The sequence below is a fragment of the Streptomyces griseoflavus genome (genome assembly GCF_014649995.1).
Taxonomy (GTDB): Bacteria; Actinomycetota; Actinomycetes; order Streptomycetales; family Streptomycetaceae; genus Streptomyces; species Streptomyces griseoflavus.
Map to the genome: position 1 here is coordinate 77,446 of NZ_BMUC01000011.1, position 15,823 is coordinate 93,268.

The window sequence follows — 15,823 nt, forward strand, 5'->3', positions numbered from 1 at the left end:
GATATTTTCAGCGCTCGCGGCCGTCAAGACCCGTCCGGGACGGCGGTGCACGCCGCGTCCCGGGAGATCCCCGTTCCCGTCGCCTCGGCGACTGCCGCTTGAATGGCGGCATGAACACCGACGAGCACGGCGCCGAGCGCCCCGAACGCGCCCGCCCCACGCCCCAGAGTCTGACCGGAGTCGGTCTGGCCGTCCTCGACCGGGCCGGGCGCGTCCTGCTCGGGCTCGGCCACGACGGGAGGTGGGAACTTCCCGGCGGCAAGGTGGACGCCGGGGAGGACTTCGAGACCGCCGCCGCACGGGAGCTGGCGGAGGAGACGGGACTCTCGGTGCCCGTGACGGCCGTGCGGATCCTGGCGGTCGTCGTCGACGGCCTCCCCGGGCTGACCCGCGTCACGGCCGCGGCGGTCACCGAAGGTGCGGTGGGCACACCCCGGGCGACCGAACCGGACAAGATCGTGCGCTGGGAGTGGTTCGCGCGCGAGGAGGTGCCTGCCGCGCTGTTCGCCCCGTCCGCATCGGTCCTGGACTGCCTGTGGCCCGGGGCGACTCCCCGCGGGGCGGCGGACGTACGCCGTTACCGGGTCGCCGGCGACGTCGCGCGGATCACACCGCCGTGAACGGCGACCTCGCGCTCCCCGGGGGCGACACGCGCCCCCCCTTCCCTGTCAGCGGATGCGCTCCCAGCCGCGGTGCGGTGCGCGCGAGCCGAGCCGGCTGTCGCGGCTGCGGTAGACGATGTAGGGGCGCGTGAGGTACCCCAGGGGCGCCGTGAGCATGTGGACGAGCCGGGTGAAGGGCCAGGCGGCGAAGAGCAGCAGGGCGCTCAGGGCATGGAGCCGGAAGAGGACCGGGGTGCCGGACATCAGGTCCGGGTCGGGCTGGAGGTAGAAGATCGAGCGGAACCAGGGGCTGATGGTCTCCCGGTAGTTGTAGCCCCCGCCGACGACGTTCGCCGCCACGGTCGCGGCCAGGCCCAGCACGATGGTCACGGTCAGGGAGAGGTACATCGCCTTGTCGTTGCGGGTGGTGGCCGAGAAGACCGGGCCGACGGTGCGCCGACGGTAGATCAGGACGGCCAGGCCACCGAGCGTGCAGACGCCCGCGACGGTGCCGAGGACGACGGCGACGACGTGGTAGGTGTGCTCGCTGATGCCCGCGGCGTCGGTCCAGCTCTCCGGGACGAGCAGTCCTCCGATGTGTCCGAGCAGCACGACGAGGATGCCGAAGTGGAACAGCGGGCTGCCGAGGCGCAGCAGGCGGCGTTCGTAGAGCTGGGAGGAGCGGGTGGTCCAGCCGAACTTGTCGTAGCGGTAGCGCCAGATGTGGCCGAGGACGAACACCGCGAGGCTGATGTAGGGCAGCACGACCCACAGCAGGATGTCGCCGGTGCCGGACTCCACCGCCAGGGTGAGCTGTTGCTGGGACGCGGTCATCGAGGACCTCCGGCGGACGGGGCGGGCGGGTACGGGAGCGGTGCGTAGGGGTCGAGGCCCACCTGCTCCCCGGGCGGCCCCTCGGCGGCGAGCCGGGCGACCGCGTCGCGTTCGTCGCCGGCGAGCGGCGGCAGGGTCGCAGAGACGGACTCCAGCAGAGCGGCCCAGGGGGCGTCGTCGTCGCGAAGCGCCAGACGCAGCAGTTCCAGGCCGGCCCGGTGCCCGGTGAGCAGGCGCAGACCGGTCGCCGGTTCGGTGGCGGCGAACTCCAGGACGACCGCCAGGTGGTCGGGGAGTTCGTCGTCGGTGAGGCGCCAGCCGGCCCTGGCGTAGGTCTGCTTCAGCCGCACCAGGGCCAGGCCCCGTCTGCGGGTGTCGCCGTGGGCGTAGTAGGTGAGGTACGGGCAACAGCGTCTGCGGTGGTCAAAGGTGGCCACGTAGGCGGCGGCCAGGGCGTCGGTGCCGGTGTCCTCGGCCTGCCCGACGAAGCGGAGCAGGGGTGTGCGCACCTCGGCGGGCAGTGCGGGGGCCGCCCGCCGTGCCATCGACAGGTGTCCCGGCTGGTCCGCGTCCGGGTAGCCCAGGAGCAGGGACTGCACCTGCCAGGCGTAGGTGTGCCAGGGCTGGACCCGGTGCGCGGGCCGGAGTGTCCGTCTGTTCCTCATGGCTTCGGTTCCGCCTCTTCCCCGCTGTCCGGAGCAGGGGGGCGATCGCCGTTCCCGGGTGGGAAGAGGCCGCGCGGGCTGCCCTTGCCGTCCCAGTTGAGGAGGTTGACGCGGGTCTCCTTGTCCGGGGGCGCCGGGCTGTCCGAGAGCTGGCGGTCGCGCAGGGCGCGGTAGTTCTCCACCGCGATGGGCGCCGCGCCGCCGGACGTCTCGCCGAACGGGCCGGAGCCTCCCATACCGGGGCCGCCCTCGTAGTCGAGACTGCATTCGGTGGCCAGTTCCTCGAGGCTGTGGGCCTGTTCGGCGTGGGCGGCGGGGATGACGTAACGCTCGTCGTACTTGGCGAGGGCGAGCAGCCGGTACATGTCGTACATCTGCTCCTCGCCCATGCCGACCGCCTCGGGGATGGAGGGGTCCGGTTCGCGGCCGAGGTTGATGTCGCGCATGTAGGCGCGCATGGCGGCGAGGCGGCGCAGCACCGCGTCCACGGGTGCCGGGTCACCGGCGGTGAACAGCTGGGCGAGGTAGTCGACGGGGATGCGCAGGGCGTCGACGGCGGCGAAGAGGTTGCCGTGGTCCTCCGCGTCGCGTCCGGTGTCGCGGACGGCGTCCACGACCGGGGACAGCGGCGGGACGTACCAGACCATGGGCAGGGTGCGGTACTCCGGGTGCAGCGGCAGTGCCACCTTGTACGTGTTGATCAGGGCGTGGATCGGGGAGCGCTGGGCGGCGTCGATCCAGTCGCGGGGGATGTCCGCCCTCTCCGCCTCGGCGATCACCTGCGGGTCGTTCGGGTCGAGGAAGACCTGCCGCTGGGCCTCGTACAGACCGGTGTCGTCGGGGGTGGAGGCTGCCTCCAGCACCCTGTCGGCGTCGTAGAGGACGAGACCGATGTAGCGCAGCCGGCCGACGCACGTCTCGGAGCAGACGGTGGGCAGGCCGACCTCGACGCGCGGGAAGCAGAAGGTGCACTTCTCGGCCTTGCCGGTGCGGTGGTTGAAGTAGACCTTCTTGTACGGGCATCCGGTGACGCACATCCGCCAGCCGCGGCATGTGTCCTGGTCGACCAGGACGATGCCGTCCTCCTCGCGCTTGTAGATCGCGCCGGAGGGGCAGGAGGCCGCGCAGGACGGGTTGAGGCAGTGCTCGCAGATGCGCGGCAGGTAGAACATGAAGGTCTGCTCGAACTCGAGCCTGATCTTCTCCGAGACCTGGTTGAGCAGGACGTCCTTCTCGCCGTGCTCGGAGGATCCGCCGAGGTCGTCGTCCCAGTTCGCCGACCAGGAGATCTTCATGTCCTTGCCGGTGATCAGGGACTTGGGCCGGGCGACCGGGGTGTGCTCCTGCAGCGGGGCGTTGGTCAGCGTCTCGTAGTCGTACGTCCAGGGCTCGTAGTAGTCGTCCAGGGACGGAAGTACGGGGTTGGCGAAGATGGTGATCAGTTTCTTGAAGCGGCCGCCCGCCTTGAGCGCGAGCCTGCCCTTCTTGTTGAGCTCCCAGCCGCCTCGCCACTTCTCCTGGTCCTCGTAGCGGCGCGGGTATCCCTGGCCGGGCCTGGTCTCCACGTTGTTGAACCACACGTACTCGACGCCGGTGCGGTTGGTCCACGCCTGCTTGCAGGTGACCGAGCAGGTGTGGCACCCGATGCACTTGTCGAGGTTCATCACCATCGCCATCTGGGCCATGACGCGCATCTCAGTACTCCACCTCCTGGTTCGCACGACGGCGGATGACGGTCACCTCGTCGCGTTGGTTGCCGGTCGGGCCGAGATAGTTGAAGGCGTAGCTCAACTGGGCGTAGCCGCCGATGAGATGGCTGGGTTTGATCAGCAGCCGGGTGAGGGAGTTGTGGATGCCGCCGCGCCGGCCGGTGGTCTCGGTGCGGGGGACGTCGATGAGCCGGTCCTGGGCGTGGTACATGTACACGGTGCCCTCGGGCATGCGGTGCGAGACGACGGCGCGTGCCGCGACGACGCCGTTGCGGTTCACGGCCTCGATCCAGTCGTTGTCCCGTACCCCCACCTTCGCCGCGTCCTGGGTGCTCATCCAGATGTGCGGGCCGCCCCGGGACAGGGACAGCATGAAGAGGTTGTCCTGGTACTCGGAGTGGATCGACCACTTGCTGTGCGGGGTCAGGTAGCGCACGGTGACGCCGAGTTCGCCCGTCTCGCCGAGACGGGGTTCGTCGAAGAGCGCGTGCATGTTCAACGGGGGGCGGTAAACCGGTAGTTGCTCGCCGAGCGCCGTCATCCAGTCGTGGTCGAGGTAGAAGTGCTGGCGGCCGGTGAGGGTGTGCCAGGGTTTGGACCGCTCGACGTTGACGGTGAACGGTGAGTAGCGCCGCCCGCCGGTCTCCGAGCCGGACCACTCGGGTGAGGTGATGACCGGAACCGGGGCGGCCTGGGTGTCGGCGAAGGTGATCTGCTTGCCCTCGTGCTCGGCGGCCAGATCGGCGAGGCGGGTGCCGGTGCGGGCTTCCAGGGTGTGGAAGCCCTGGGTGGCGAGATGGCCGTTGGTGGTGCCCGACAGGGCGAGGATCGCCTCGCAGGCCTGTGCGTCGCGGGCGATCGAGGGGCGGCCGTCGGCGGCGCCGCCGCGCACGGTGCCGTTCTTCTGCCGCAGGTACTCGAGTTCGCGGTCGACCTTGAAGGTGACGCCCTTGGTGGTGGCGCCCAGGGAGTCCAGCAGCGGACCGAGGGCGGCCATCTTGTCGGCGACGGCGCCGTAGTCACGTTCGACGGTGATCAGCTTCGGCATGGTGCGGCCCGGTACCGGTTCGCACTCCCCCGCCTTCCAGTCCCGCACCCTGCCGTGCGGGGTGGCCATCGCGTCGGGGGTGTCGTGCAGCAGCGGCGCGGCCACCACATCCTGGCGCACTCCGAGATGCTCCCCGGCCTGGCGGCTGAACTCCTTGGCGAGGGTGTGGAAGATGTCGAAGTCGGTACGGGTCTGCCAGGGCGGAGCGATCGCCGGGTTGAAGGAGTGCACGAAGGGGTGCATGTCCGTGCTGGACAGGTCGTACTTCTCGTACCAGGTCGCCGCGGGCAGCACGATGTCGGAGAAGACGGTGGTGCTGGTCATGCGGAAGTCGAGGGTGAGCAGCAGGTCGAGCTTGCCCTCCGGGGCCTCGTCGTGCCACACCACGTCCCGGGGGCGGGCGTCGGGCGGGGCCTCGGTGGCCCGCACCGAGGAGTCGGTGCCCAGCAGGTGCTTGAGGAAGTACTCGTTGCCCTTGGCCGACGAACCCAGCAAGTTGGCCCGCCAGATGGTGAGCACCCGGGGGAAGTTCTCCGGCGCGTCCGGGTCCTCGCCCGCGAACTTCAGGCGTCCTGACTTGAGTTCGTCCACCACGTGGTCGGCCGGTGTCCGGCCGTGGCGTTCGGCCTCGTCCGCGAGGTCGAGCGGGTTGCGGTCGAACGTCGGGTACGAGGGCATCCAGCCCATCCGCGCCGAGGCGGCGATGACGTCCGCAGTGCTCTTCCCGGCGAAGGGCCCGCCGGCACCCGCCGCGGCGAGCGTGTCGGCGGAGAACGGGTCGTAGCGGAACTGGTCGCTGTGCAGGTACCAGTACGCGGTCTGGATCATCTGCCGGGCGGGACGGTTCCAGTCGGAGGCGGTGGCGATCGCGGAGTAGCCGGTGATCGGCCGGACCTTCTCCTGGCCGACGTAGTGCGCCCAGCCGCCGCCGTTGACACCCTGGCAGCCGGTGAGGGTGGTCAGGGTCAGGAACGCCCGGTAGATGGTGTCGGAGTGGAACCAGTGGTTGGTCCCCGCCCCCATGACGATCATCGAACGGCCGTGTGAGTCCTCGGCGTTGGCGGCGAACTCCCGGGCGATCCGCGCCGCCCGGTCCGCGTCCACACCGGTGATCGCGGCCTGCCAGGCCGGGGTGTACGGCTCGCCCGCGTCGTCGTAGCCGGCGGGCCAGTTCCCGGGCAGGCCCTCGCGGGCCACGCCGTACTGGGCGAGCAGCAGGTCGTAGACCGTGGTGACCAGCCGCCCGGCCACCCGGCGCACCGGCACTCCGCGCCGCAGCCGTGCGGCGCGGCCGTCCGGGGCGTCGAAACGCGGCAGCGTCACCACCGCACCCGGCTCGCCGCCGCCCTCGGCGGACAGCAGGGGCCGGGTGCCGCCCAGGTCGAGGTTCCACTTCCCGGCGCCGGACTCACCGAAGCGGTCGCCGAGGGTGCCGTTCGGGACGACGGGCGCCCCGGTGGCCTCGTCCAGCAGCACGGTCCGGAACTCGGCGTGCTCGGCCCGTGCGTGGTCGCCGCCGAGGTCGGAGGCGGTGAGGAACTTGCCGGGCGTGTACGTGCCCGGCTCGTCCGCGCTCTCGTCGAGCGCGACCAGGAAGGGCAGGTCCGTGAACCGCCGCACGTAGTCGAGGAAGTAGGGGGTCTCCCGGTCGACGAAGAACTCCCTGAGGACCACGTGCCCCATGGCCATCGCCAGTGCGCCGTCCGTGCCGGGCTGCGCGGGCAGCCACTCGTCGGCGAACTTCACGTTGTCCGCGTAGTCCGGGGAGACCGCGACGACCTTCTGCCCCCGGTAGCGGGCCTCGGCCATCCAGTGGGCGTCCGGGGTGCGGGTCACCGGCAGGTTGGACCCCCACATGATCAGGTAACCGGCGTCCCACCAGTCCCCCGACTCCGGCACGTCGGTCTGGTCGCCGAACACCTGGGGCGAGGCGACGGGCAGGTCGGCGTACCAGTCGTAGAAGGAGAGCATCACCCCGCCGAGCAGGGAGTAGAAGCGTGCTCCGGCGGCGTGGGACACCATCGACATGGCGGGGATCGGGGAGAACCCGGCCAGCCGGTCCGGTCCGTACCGCTTGATGGTGTGCACATGGGCGGCGGCGGCCATCTCCGTCGCCTCCGCCCACGTGGCGCGCACCAGGCCGCCCTTCCCCCGGGCCTGCTTGTAGCGGCGGCAGCGCTCGGGGTCCTCGACGATGTCCGCCCAGGCCGCCACCGGGTCACCGAGGCGGGCCCTGGCCTCCCGGTACATCGACAGCAGCACGCCGCGTACGTAGGGGTAGCGGACCCGGGTCGGCGAGTAGGTGTACCAGGAGAAGGCCGCGCCCCGGGGGCAGCCGCGCGGCTCGTACTCGGGGCGGTCCGGTCCCACGGAGGGGTAGTCGGTCTGCTGGGCCTCCCAGGTGATGATGCCGTCCTTGACGTACACCTTCCACGAACAGGAGCCGGTGCAATTCACCCCGTGGGTGGAGCGCACCACTTTGTCGTGCGACCAGCGGTCGCGGTAGAACTCGTCCGCCTGGCGGCCGCCCTTGCGGTGCACCGAGCGCAGGTCCCCGGAGATCTCGGCCCGGGTGAAGAAGCGTCGCGAGCCGACCAGCGCCTGAGCCACCTCGCCGTCCATGCCCGGGGGCCGCTTCGCCCGGCCCGCCCTCTCCGGTGTCGCACTCGCCTCGGTACTCACTCCGCCGCTCCTTCCCGGACGCCTCGCGTCCGTGGGATCTCCGCTCGGGTCCCGGCCGTTGCAGGCACTCTCACGTCTCCCCTGACGGTCGGACAGGTACGCGGATCGGCGTGCCCCTTCCGGCCACGAGACCCTTGTGCAGGTGCGGCAGGTCCAGGGTGTGGACGAGCCGGTCGGGCCGGCCGGTGCCGCCGCCGCGCCGGGCGTCCCTGACGCGGCTGATCAGCCCGAGCACCTCGTCGTGTTCCCGGGTGAGCTCGTCGGTCGTGGTGAGGGACTGGGACCCGCAGTACGCGCACATGGTGCGTTTCCTCCTCGGCGCTGCCGGTCAGCGGGCCCGGGCGGTGGCCGGGACGCGGCGTTCGACCCCGCGGCGGACGCCGGTCAGGGTGTAGGCCAGTGCGGCGCCGGCCACCAGGGCCAGCAGGACCAGGCCCAGGGCGTAGGAGCCGTACGCGCCGTACAGGGCGCCCATGACCAGCGGGGGCAGGAAGCCCCCGAGCCCGCCGGCCGCGCCGACGACGCCGGTGACCGACCCCACCTTGTTCGCCGGGGCGAGCAGGGCGACCAGGGCGAAGACGGCGCCGCTGCCCGCGCCGAGGGCCGCCGCCATCACCAGGAAGGCGATCGTGCCGACGGGTGCCAGCGGCGGGGAGAAGGACTGCGCCAGCGCTCCCGCCACCACCAGGGCCAGTGAGCCGGCGAGCACGCGTACCGGACCGACGCGGTCCGACAGCCAGCCTCCGACCGGTCGCATGGCCACTGCCAGCAGCACGAATCCCGCCATGCGGTTGGCCGCGTCCGCCTGCGTGAGGCCGTATCCGGTCTTCAGGTAGGTGGGCAGGTACACCGAGAAGGCGACGTAGCCGCCGAAGGCCACCGCGTACAGGGCGGACGCCTGCCAGGTGACGCCCAGCCGGAAGGTGGCGCCCAGCCGGCGGGCCAGCGGTTCGGTGGGCATGGTGCGTCCGGGGGCGTCGCGCAGCACGAGGGCCGAGACCACCGCGTAGACGGCGAGCACGGCGGCCGTGATGAGGAAGGGTGCGGCCGTGCCGCCCGCGTCCACCAGCTTCACCGTGGTGAGGGCGCTGATCGCGGTGCCGCCCATGCCGGCTCCGAAGACACCGATGGCCATGCCCCGGCGCTCGGGCGGGAACCAGGCGCTGACGTAGGGCACGCCGATGGCGAAGGCGGTGCCGCCGATCCCCAGGAAGAAACCGCCGGCCAGCAGGGCGGGGAACGAGGAGTGCCCTGCCAGGCCCAGGTAGAGCACGGGCACGACGGTGGCCACGGACACGAGGGGGAACATCGTCCGCCCGCCGAAGCGGTCGGTGAGCGCTCCGACCGGGATGCGGCCCAGTGAGCCGACGATCACCGGCACCGCCACCAGCAGCGACTGCTGGAACGACGAAAGGCCCAGGGAGTCCTGCAGCCGCGGGGCGAGCGGGCTGAGCAGCGCCCAGGCCCAGAAGTTGACGGCGAAACCGACGGTGGCCAGGGTGAGCATCAGCCAGGCCCGGCCCGGCACGGCCGGGCCCGGGTCCGGTGCCCGCTTCGACGTGCCCTGCGGCTGGAGCATGCCGTCCTCCCGGTTCGTCGTGCGGCCCGCCCGGGCGGTGCCGCGGTCACCGGGGCTGCGTGCCGGCGTCCCACGACCACTATCGTCGGCGGCGGGCAGTGACGCGTGGGGCCGTCAGTCCCTCTCACCGGGGCCCGGCGGCCCCTGCGGGGAGGATCCCGCCCGCCGTCCGGCCGGACGCGGCACGTCGCGCGGGGTGGGAGCCTCCTTGGCATCGGGTCCGTAACCGAACCGGATCAGGACCTGGGGACTGCACCACTTGGCGGAGGGGGCCCGCATGGCCGCCCGCAGGTCCGGCCATTCCATGGCCTGGTGGAGCAGCGAGGTCCGCACGCCGTGCGCGGTGGCCACCAGCAGGACGCGTTCGAGTGCCTGTCCCGCCAGCAGCCAGTCGCGGGGCCGGTCACCGGCGGTCCACAGGAGAGCGACCTGGACGTGCCGTTCGAATCGCAGCCGGGGGCGTCCGGGCCCGGGCGGCCGTCCGGTGAAGTCGCGCATCGGCACGCGCCCGGCCGCGTCCAGCGGGCGGGACGTGGTGAAGGGGATGCCGTACGGGCTCGATCCGGGCGGCGCGATCCAGGCACGGCTCTCGGCGGTGCGCGCCGGGTCCGCGGCGTTGCGCGTCTCGGCCGCCGACATCACCCGCAGCAGGCGGCGCGTCTGGACGATGTCCGGGACGTAGAGGTGCGCGCCCTCGGCCCGGGCGGCACCGGCCATGCCGGTGACGACGGGCTCGGGCACCGTGCGGCCGGTGAACGGCACCCGGCTGGAGTGGCGCCGGGCCACGGCCGCGTACAGCGTGCGGTAGTCGGGCGGCCCTGCGTCGGGGGCGGGGCGGGTCAGCCGCACGGTGGCGAGCAGGTCGGGATCGTAGGGGTCCGGCAGCAGGTGCGGGACGGGTTGCCAGCCGAGCTGGGCGGCGGCGACCCGCAGGTTGAACACCGCCGTGCCGGCGGACAGGTGGAGGGCGCGTCCGTCCGGGTCGGCCAGCGCGAGGCCTCGGCTGCGGTCCGCGTGGACCGTGACCGACCGCGTGCCCAGGTCGAAGCCGAAGCGCCAGGGCTGTGTGTTGTGGATCGACGGTGCCGCGACGGCCGCGGCCAGCAGCGTCTCCAGCACGAGGGCGTCGATCTTGTCGGTCCGCATGATGGCTCCTCGCTGTCCGGGAACCTCCGGGGTGGAGGAGGACTGCCCTTCACTCCCCACCCTGCACCGCCGACTCTCATGTGACGAGGGCCACACGGCCCCGGTCCGGTGCCGAGGGGCCCGGGCCGGCCCGGCGGTTCGCGGCACGGGAGGCGTCCCCGGGCGCACGCCCGGCGGTCCGGGGCTGCGGCAGGTCCGCGGCGGACGTGTCGCCAGACCCCGGGACGGCACTCCGCGGAAGTCCCGAAGGTGCGGCCCCTGCGGCGGCCGGGCGCGCGGGCGCCCGGGGGGGCCGGCCGGGGCCGTTCCGCCCGAGAGGCCGCCGCGCCCGCGGAGAACCGGGTTCCCGACCGCGGGAGAGGACCGACGGCGCCCCCCCCCACGAGCGGACGGGGGCGCCGTCGGTGTCAGTGGCCGCCGCCGTGGCGCAGCCGGTCCCGGGCCTCGGTGGCGATCACGGCGGCCTGGATGCGGCGCTCCACGCCGAGCTTGGCCAGCAGGCGGGAGATGTGGTTCTTCACCGTCTTCTCGGCCAGGTACAGCCGCTGGCCGATCTGCCGGTTGGTGAGCCCCTCGCCGATCAGCGCCAGGATCTCCCGCTCCCGGTCGGTGAGCCCCGGCAGCGCGTCCGGCTGCTCCTCCTCCTTCCGCTGTCCGCCGCGCAGCCGGGCCATCAGCTTGGTGGTGGCGCTCGGGTCGAGCAGCGACTGGCCCCGGGCCACCGTGCGGACGGCCGTCACCAGGTCGGACCCGCGGATCTGCTTGAGCACGTAGCCGGAGGCGCCGGCCATGATCGAGTCGAGCAGGGCCTCCTCGTCGTCGAACGAGGTCAGCATGAGACAGGCGAGGTCCGGCATCTGCGAGCGCAGCTCGCGGCAGACGCTGACGCCGTCCCCGTCGGGCAGCCGGACGTCGAGGACGGCGACCTGGGGGCGCAGGGCGGGGACGCGTACCAGGGCCTGTTCGGCGGTGGCGGCCTCACCGACCACGGTGATGTCCGGCTCGTCGTTCAGCAGGTCGTGCACCCCGCGCCGGACCACCTCGTGGTCGTCCAGCAGGAAGACCCGGATCGGGTTGTCGGGGCCGGGCTGCTCGCCGTCCGCCATTGCATGCTCCTCAGTCGTCCGCGTGCGCGTTCCCCCACGATCCTTTCCTGTCCAGGGCCTGACAGCCAGGGCCGGTCGGCCCCGTTTTCCCGGTTCCGTCCCCAGGAGCACCCGTACGGGGGCCGCCGGCGGGCTCGTACGGACTGCCCCGCGTTCCCGGCGGCGCACGGAAGGCCGCTCCCCGTTCAGCCCCCGTCCGGAGAACCACTCCGGTGTGTGGGTCTCGTGAGGGAAGTCAAGTAATGTCTGGGGCAGGCGTGTTGCCGCCACACAACTGCTAAGATCATTTCACTTTCAGTAGGCTGGCGGCGCGTCATGAACGCGTACGGGGGACAGTCTCTAAGGCCCCATCGCTGAGGAGTTGAGGCTTGGTCCCGCCCGTGGATCCGCGCCGTCCGACGGCCGGACCCGTCTCACGGACGCGCGGTCTTCCCGTACTCCCGGCGCGATGCGACTTGAAGAGAGTCTCATGACGTCATTGATCGAGGATCCACTGCTGTGGATCCTGCTTGTGGTGCTCGTGGCTGCGGTCTTCGCAGTGCAGCGGGCGCGGAGAACCAACCTGGCGCTCCGAAGAACGAAGAACGACCTGGAGACGAACCTGGGCCACGCTCATGGCCGCATCGACCAGCTCCAGGGACACATATCCGCTCTGGGCGACCAGCACCGCGGTGACCTCGCGAACGTCCGGGCGGACGCGGAGTCGTCGACCAAAGCGGTGCTGAAGTCGGCGATGGGCACACTGCAGTCGCTGTCCGAGGAACAGCAGTTGCTGCTCGACGGCCTGCTGAAGAAGTACGGCAACGACACCGAGGTGCTGGCCGACCTGATGGCGGTGGACCACACCGGCAGCCAGTTCGGCCGCCGGGCCAAGGGCATCTCGGTGCTCTGCGGCGGGTGGCTGGGCCGGCGCGAGGGCGTGGCGACGGTCTACGACGTGGCGCGCAGCGCGCAGGGCCGCATCAAGGACTTCAACCGGGTGAGCATCCACGCCCAGGTCAGCGTCGCCGTCTCCAGCAAGGCGGTGGAGCCGGTGGCGGTGGTGCTGGCGGAACTGCTGGACAACGCGACCACCTACAGCGCTCCGGGTACCCCCGTCGAGGTCAACATCCAGGCCGTGCCGACGGGCGTGTGCTTCATCGTCGACGACGCCGGTCTCGGCATGGACCAGGAGACCAAGGACCGCGCGGCGGCCCTGCTGTCGGCCGACGGCCCGGTCGACATCACCGGTCTCGGCGACCCCCCGCGATTCGGGTTCGCGGTGTGCGGCATGCTCGCAGCGCGGTACGGCTTCGCCGTCTCCGTCGGTTCGGTTTCCCCCTACGGCGGAGTGCGCGCAGTGATCCGAGTACCGGAGAGTCTCCTGGCGGCCGAGGTCGTCGCCCCCGCCGAGCCCGCGGAGCCCGCGGCGGAGAGCCAGGAGAGTGCGCCGCAGCGGCTGGCCCCGGTCCCGGTCGGGCCGTCGCACGTGGTGGGCACGACATCCGGTGGACTGCCCAAGCGCCGTCGGCGTCAGGGACCCATTTCGGTGGTGCCGGCCTTCGAGCCCGCCATCGACGAGCAGGCGTCCGAGTCGGCCGGCGAGGTGACCGCCTCCCGACTGGGGGCGTTCGCACGCGGCACGCACCTCGGACGGACCACGAACACCACGGAAGGACCTGACCACCAGTGAACACCGACCTGTCGTGGGTGCTGAACGACGTGCTCGAGGTGCGTGGAGCCCGCCACGCGGTCCTCGTCTCGGGTGACGGCCTGCTGCTGCAGCGTTCGGACGACATCTCGCGTGACGACGCGGAGACCAACGCCGCCGCGATGAGCTCCATGCAGTCCCTCAGCCGGGCGGTCGCCGGCTTCGTGGGGGCCGGGCACGGCATCTGGAAGCAGACGCTGCTGGAGTACGACGGTGGCTGGATCTTCCTGATCGCCGCGGGGCAGGGTGCCTACCTGGCGGTGTCCGCGGCGCCGGACGTCGACATGGAGGCCATGTCCTTCCGCATGCAGAAGACGGTGACGGCGCTGAGCAAGGCGATGAGTGTGGCGCCGCGCTCCGACAACGGTGCCGGCGCATGACCACGCCCGGCGAAGAGGCACCCGTCACCAGTGACTTCGTCCGCTCGTACGTCATCACCGGCGGACGGGACCTGCCCTCCTCCGAAGAGCTGGCGCTGCACACCCTGGTCACCCTGGCTCCCGGGCGGACGCTGCCGCTCGGGGCCGGCCCCGAGGTCAAGGCGATCTGGGAACTGTGCGCGGGGGGCTACCTGTCGGTCGCCGAGGTGGCGGGCCACCTCGGCCTGCCCGTGGGAGTGGCACGGCTGCTGCTCACCGATTTATCGGAACAGGGGCACCTGCTGCGCCGGGCCGAGCCGCCCCGGGCCCAGAACGTTGACAGAGCGACCCTCGAGAAGGTTCTGAATGGACTCCAATCCCTCATCGGCTGAGACGGCGCAGAAGTCCATCTACGTCTCCAGCGAGGTCACCAACGCCGCCAAGATCCTCGTCGTCGGGCACTTCGCCGTGGGCAAGACGACCCTCATCGGTTCGCTGTCGGAGATCACTCCGCTGCGCACCGAGGAGAAGATGACCCAGGCGTCGGTCCACGTCGACGACCTCAGGGGAGTCACGGACAAGACCACCACCACGGTCGCCCTGGACTTCGGACGGCTCACCCTCAGCGACGACCTGGTGCTGTACCTGTTCGGCACCCCCGGTCAGCAGCGCTTCATGCAGCTCTGGGAGGACATGGCACGCGGTGCGCTCGGCGCGCTGCTGCTGGTCGACCCGGCGCGGCTGGAGGAGACCTTCCCGGTCATCGACCTCGTCGAGCGGTACGGCCTGGAGTACGCCATCGCCGTCAACTGCTTCGACCCCGCCGCCACGTACAGCGAGGCGGAGGTCCGCGAGGCGCTGGACCTGCTGCCGGACACACCGGTCGTCTACTGCGACGCCCGCGATCAGCAGTCGTCCGCCATGGCGCTGATCGCGCTCGTCAGGCACCTGCTCGAGCGTGCGGCCTGACCTCCCCGCGTCCCCCCGGCCCGGGGGCCCCGGCCCCCGGATCACTAAGGAAGACTTCATGGATCCACACTCCACGTCCACGGCCGCCGCCGGCAGATGCCCCATGCACGACGCCGCGTTCGCCACCGATCCCCACCAGGTCTACGACCGGTTGCGCGAGCACGCCCCGGCGGGTCCGGTCGAACTCGCCCCCGGCGTGGACGCCACCCTGGTCGTCGAACACGAGATGGCGCTGCGGGTGTTGCAGAACACGGAGCTGTTCGCCCGCGACGCCCGTCGCTGGAAGGCCCTGAACGAGGGCCGCATCGGCATGGACAGCCCGGTGCTGCCGATGATGGCGTACCGGCCCAGCTGTCTGTTCACCGACGGCGCCGTGCACCTGCGGCTGCGCAAGGCCGTGGTGGACAGCCTGGCCAAGCTCAGCACCACGCGGATCCGGCGTGACGTCGAGCCGATAGCCGACTACCTGATCGACCAGTTCAGCGAGCGGGGCCGGGCCGACCTGCTCGGCGACTACGCCAAGCTGCTGCCGCTGCTGCTGTTCAACAAGCTGTTCGGCTGCCCGGCGGACATCGGCGACACCGTCACCACCGCCGTGTCGGCGATCTTCGACGGCAAGGACGCGGTGCGCGCCAACGAGGAGCTCACCGCCTCCCTCATGGAGCTGATCGCGCTCAAGCGGCGCAACCCCGGCGACGACGTCACCTCCTGGCTCATCCAGCACCCCGCCGGCCTGACCGACGAGGAGCTCAAGGACCAGCTGGTACTGCTGATGGGTGCCGGCATCGAACCCGAACGCAGCCTCATCAGCAGTTCCCTGATGCTGCTGCTGTCCGGGAGCGGCGGCAGGCAGAGCGGCATGCTGATCGAGGAGGCGCTCGATCACGTGCTGTGGAACCAGACACCGATCGCCAACTACGCCACCCACTACCCGGTGCAGGACGTCGATCTCGGCGGACACGTGGCGGAGGCGAACACGCCGGTCGTCATCTCGTTCGCGGGCGCCAACGGCGACCCCGCGCTGGACGAGGCCCGCCGCGCGCACAGCAAGGGCGCCCACCTGGCGTGGGGTGCGGGACCGCACGCCTGCCCCGCGAAGGACCCGGCCCAGGTCATCGCGACCACCGCGATCGAGCGGCTGCTCAACGCGCTGCCCGACCTCACCCTGACCGTGGCGGAGAAGGACCTCCAGTGGCGGCCCGGGCCGTTCCACCGCGCCCTGGAGGCGCTGCCGGTGACGTTCACCCCCACACCGGCCACCCGTACGGCGGCGGCGCTCCGCGACCGCAGTCCGTCCGGCGGCGCGCAGCCCATGCCGACGGCCGTGTCCGAGCCGGTCCGGCAGGACCCGGCGCGGAGGAAGGGGTTCTGGAGCAGCTTCCTGGACGTGTTCCGCGTCTGACCGCACTGCATGTGACAGGTGCAACACTCAAC

Annotated in this window: 14 protein-coding genes; 6 read left to right on the plus strand and 8 right to left on the minus strand. The window is 71.6% G+C overall.

Annotation, left to right across the window (positions count from 1 at the left end):
* Positions 1 to 110 precede the first annotated feature (110 nt).
* Positions 111 to 620: a nucleotide triphosphate diphosphatase NUDT15 gene (locus tag IE172_RS22805; protein WP_190099155.1), complete on the plus strand. Its 510-nt coding sequence runs from the start codon at positions 111 to 113 to the stop codon at positions 618 to 620.
* A gap of 48 nt (positions 621 to 668) precedes the next feature.
* Here IE172_RS22805 and narI read toward each other — a convergent pair whose 3' ends face one another.
* The 8 genes from narI to IE172_RS22845 form a co-directional block, all read right to left on the minus strand.
* Positions 669 to 1,436: a respiratory nitrate reductase subunit gamma gene (narI, locus tag IE172_RS22810; protein ID WP_190099156.1), complete on the minus strand. Its 768-nt coding sequence runs from the start codon at positions 1,434 to 1,436 to the stop codon at positions 669 to 671.
* Positions 1,433 to 2,101, minus strand: a complete 669-nt coding sequence (gene narJ / locus IE172_RS22815) for a nitrate reductase molybdenum cofactor assembly chaperone (RefSeq protein WP_190099157.1) — start codon at positions 2,099 to 2,101, stop codon at positions 1,433 to 1,435. Before narJ ends, narI begins: the two co-directional genes overlap by 4 nt.
* The gene (gene narH / locus IE172_RS22820; RefSeq protein ID WP_190099158.1) at positions 2,098 to 3,795 is read right to left on the minus strand and encodes a nitrate reductase subunit beta; all 1,698 of its coding nucleotides are present in this window, start codon (positions 3,793 to 3,795) and stop codon (positions 2,098 to 2,100) included. Before narH ends, narJ begins: the two co-directional genes overlap by 4 nt.
* A 1-nt stretch (position 3,796) precedes the next feature.
* Positions 3,797 to 7,480: a nitrate reductase subunit alpha gene (locus IE172_RS22825; RefSeq protein ID WP_190099287.1), complete on the minus strand. Its 3,684-nt coding sequence runs from the start codon at positions 7,478 to 7,480 to the stop codon at positions 3,797 to 3,799.
* Positions 7,481 to 7,610: 130 nt separating this feature from the next.
* Positions 7,611 to 7,841: a hypothetical protein gene (locus IE172_RS22830; protein WP_190099159.1), complete on the minus strand. Its 231-nt coding sequence runs from the start codon at positions 7,839 to 7,841 to the stop codon at positions 7,611 to 7,613.
* Between the two features lie 27 nt (positions 7,842 to 7,868).
* Positions 7,869 to 9,119, minus strand: a complete 1,251-nt coding sequence (locus IE172_RS22835; RefSeq protein ID WP_190099160.1) for an MFS transporter — start codon at positions 9,117 to 9,119, stop codon at positions 7,869 to 7,871.
* A 114-nt stretch (positions 9,120 to 9,233) separates the two neighbouring features.
* On the minus strand, positions 9,234 to 10,265 hold the full coding sequence (locus IE172_RS22840; RefSeq protein WP_190099161.1) for an Acg family FMN-binding oxidoreductase: 1,032 nt from the start codon (positions 10,263 to 10,265) through the stop codon (positions 9,234 to 9,236).
* Positions 10,266 to 10,672: 407 nt separating this feature from the next.
* The gene (locus IE172_RS22845; protein WP_190099162.1) at positions 10,673 to 11,371 is read right to left on the minus strand and encodes a response regulator; all 699 of its coding nucleotides are present in this window, start codon (positions 11,369 to 11,371) and stop codon (positions 10,673 to 10,675) included.
* Positions 11,372 to 11,840: 469 nt separating this feature from the next.
* Here IE172_RS22845 and IE172_RS22850 point away from each other — a divergent pair, with 469 nt between their 5' ends.
* The 5 genes from IE172_RS22850 (at position 11,841) to IE172_RS22870 (ending at position 15,791) form a co-directional block, all read left to right on the plus strand.
* Positions 11,841 to 13,043 (plus strand): ATP-binding protein, encoded by a 1,203-nt coding sequence (locus IE172_RS22850; protein WP_190099163.1) that lies wholly within the window; start codon positions 11,841 to 11,843, stop codon positions 13,041 to 13,043.
* A complete protein-coding gene (locus tag IE172_RS22855; protein WP_190099164.1) occupies positions 13,040 to 13,441 on the plus strand; it encodes a roadblock/LC7 domain-containing protein in 402 nt (133 codons plus the stop codon). Before IE172_RS22850 ends, IE172_RS22855 begins: the two co-directional genes overlap by 4 nt.
* Entirely contained in the window at positions 13,438 to 13,812 is a 375-nt protein-coding gene (locus IE172_RS22860; protein ID WP_190099165.1) for a DUF742 domain-containing protein, read from the plus strand. Before IE172_RS22855 ends, IE172_RS22860 begins: the two co-directional genes overlap by 4 nt.
* The gene (locus IE172_RS22865) at positions 13,787 to 14,389 is read left to right on the plus strand and encodes a GTP-binding protein (RefSeq protein ID WP_190099166.1); all 603 of its coding nucleotides are present in this window, start codon (positions 13,787 to 13,789) and stop codon (positions 14,387 to 14,389) included. Before IE172_RS22860 ends, IE172_RS22865 begins: the two co-directional genes overlap by 26 nt.
* 103 nt (positions 14,390 to 14,492) lie before the next feature.
* On the plus strand, positions 14,493 to 15,791 hold the full coding sequence (locus IE172_RS22870) for a cytochrome P450 family protein (protein WP_190099288.1): 1,299 nt from the start codon (positions 14,493 to 14,495) through the stop codon (positions 15,789 to 15,791).
* The last annotated feature ends 32 nt before the right edge of the window (positions 15,792 to 15,823 follow it).

Coding starts and splice junctions, on each gene's coding strand:
- IE172_RS22865 (WP_190099166.1), top strand. CDS start 13,787: ATGGACTCCAATCCCTCATCGGCTGAGACGGCGCAGAAGTCCATCTAC.
- IE172_RS22840 (WP_190099161.1), bottom strand. CDS start 10,265: ATGCGGACCGACAAGATCGACGCCCTCGTGCTGGAGACGCTGCTGGCC.
- IE172_RS22860 (WP_190099165.1), top strand. CDS start 13,438: ATGACCACGCCCGGCGAAGAGGCACCCGTCACCAGTGACTTCGTCCGC.
- IE172_RS22825 (WP_190099287.1), bottom strand. CDS start 7,480: ATGGACGGCGAGGTGGCTCAGGCGCTGGTCGGCTCGCGACGCTTCTTC.
- IE172_RS22830 (WP_190099159.1), bottom strand. CDS start 7,841: ATGTGCGCGTACTGCGGGTCCCAGTCCCTCACCACGACCGACGAGCTC.
- IE172_RS22845 (WP_190099162.1), bottom strand. CDS start 11,371: ATGGCGGACGGCGAGCAGCCCGGCCCCGACAACCCGATCCGGGTCTTC.
- IE172_RS22870 (WP_190099288.1), top strand. CDS start 14,493: ATGCACGACGCCGCGTTCGCCACCGATCCCCACCAGGTCTACGACCGG.
- IE172_RS22805 (WP_190099155.1), top strand. CDS start 111: ATGAACACCGACGAGCACGGCGCCGAGCGCCCCGAACGCGCCCGCCCC.
- narJ (WP_190099157.1), bottom strand. CDS start 2,101: ATGAGGAACAGACGGACACTCCGGCCCGCGCACCGGGTCCAGCCCTGG.
- IE172_RS22850 (WP_190099163.1), top strand. CDS start 11,841: ATGACGTCATTGATCGAGGATCCACTGCTGTGGATCCTGCTTGTGGTG.
- IE172_RS22835 (WP_190099160.1), bottom strand. CDS start 9,119: ATGCTCCAGCCGCAGGGCACGTCGAAGCGGGCACCGGACCCGGGCCCG.
- narI (WP_190099156.1), bottom strand. CDS start 1,436: ATGACCGCGTCCCAGCAACAGCTCACCCTGGCGGTGGAGTCCGGCACC.
- narH (WP_190099158.1), bottom strand. CDS start 3,795: ATGCGCGTCATGGCCCAGATGGCGATGGTGATGAACCTCGACAAGTGC.